Here is a 1669-nt window from a genome sequence, read left to right as displayed (position 1 = left end):
TTTAGCCTGGATCCACCGATGGATCGTGAGGTGAGGTCGGCGCGTTAAGTGGAGAATGCCTTTCTGATCGGGAAAAATAGAGCTTGTCTAAGGTCCTATTTCACTGAAAAGAGAGGCATCTCGCAGGTGCAAGTTTCTCACGTCTCCCGGTCTGCTGTCGCAATATTTGATGACCCGAATCTCGTGTCGGCCGCAGGTCTGCTCCCGATCCTCCGGCTGGCCGAGAACGCGGGACTGCGCGGCCTCGCCGATCAATGGTTGAGCGTTCCGACGGACAAGGGCGCGAACGCAGGGCTGAAGGTCTCATCGCTGGTGGCCGGGATGGTCGCGGGGGCTGACTCGATCGATGACATGGCAGTGTTGCGCCACGGCGGCATGGGGAAGATCTTCACCCAGGTCTACGCCCCGTCGACGTTGGGATCGTTCCTCCGCTCGTTCACGTTCGGACATGTCCGCCAACTCGATGCTGTCGCGTCTCGGCTCCTGATCAACCTCGCGAACGAGGCGGAGATCGTCCCTGCTCCCACGGACGGCGGGCTGGTGTTCGTCGATGTCGATGACACGATCATCGAAGTCCACGGGCCGAAGAAGCAGGGCGCCGGGTTCGGATACTCCGGCGTCCGCGGCATCAACGCGCTGCTCGCGACCGTATCGACCAACACCACCGCTCCTGTGGTCATCGGACAACGCCTCCGCAAAGGCGCGGCCGGCTCCCCGCGCGGCGCTGCACGGATCGTCGCCGACGCGCTCAAGACCGTCACCCGACTCCCCGGCGGAAAGGACGCCCCGGTACTGCTGCGGGCGGACTCCGCGTATTACGGGCACGCAACTGTGACCGCCGCCCTCCGCGCGGGCGCGGATGTGTCGATCACCGCCCGGCAGGACCCCGCGGTGAAACGCGCCATCGGCTCGATCCCCGACGACGGCTGGACGAAGATCAAATACACCGACGCGATCTACGACGAAGACACCGACACCTGGGTCTCGGACGCGGAAGTCGCCGAGGTCCCGTTCACCGCGTTCTCCTCGAGGCCGATCACGGATCGGATCGAAGGACGTCTCGTGGTCAGGCGAATCCCTGAGCTGAACAAGAAGAAGCTGTCCCAGCCGACCCTGTTCGACACGCACCGGTTCCACGCGTTCTTCACCACCAGCACCCTCGACACGATCACCGCCGACCAGATCCACCGCCGTCACGCGATCATCGAACAGGTGAACGCGGACTTGAAGAACTCCGCCCTCGCGCACCTCCCCTCCGGTGTCTTCACCGCGAACGCCGCCTGGCTCGTCCTCGCCGTCATCGCATTCAACCTCACCCGCACCGCCGCGACCATCACCGGGAATGTCCTTGCGTCAGCGACGACCGCGACGATCCGCCGGAAACTCGTCAGCATCCCCGCGAGGATCGCGACCTCCGGCCGACGACTCCGACTACACCTGCCCGAGCACTGGCTCTGGGAAACGGCGTGGTCGACGCTGTTCAGCCATGCCCTCGCACCACCCCGAGGCTGACCCACCCGACCGACCCGGCGCCAGGGCACCGACAAGATGACCAAGTGGAACACCACGGGCAGAAAGGCCCGCGGCTTCGCCGCGCCCACCATCACGGAACCCCTCAGCGAGCCCGCGGCACCGGGTCACTCAACGACGTCGGTGGATCGAGGTTTAG

1 protein-coding gene is annotated in these 1669 nt (G+C 64.9%); it reads left to right on the top strand.

Features of this window, described 5'->3' with window-relative positions:
* Positions 1-126 precede the first annotated feature (126 nt).
* A complete protein-coding gene (locus B7R24_RS16860; protein WP_116420054.1) occupies positions 127-1512 on the top strand; it encodes an IS1380 family transposase in 1386 nt (461 codons plus the stop codon).
* The last annotated feature ends 157 nt before the right edge of the window (positions 1513-1669 follow it).

This window comes from Subtercola boreus (genome assembly GCF_003399645.1).
Lineage (GTDB): Bacteria > Actinomycetota > Actinomycetes > Actinomycetales > Microbacteriaceae > Subtercola > Subtercola boreus_A.
This window is presented reverse-complemented; position numbering and strand designations above follow the sequence as displayed.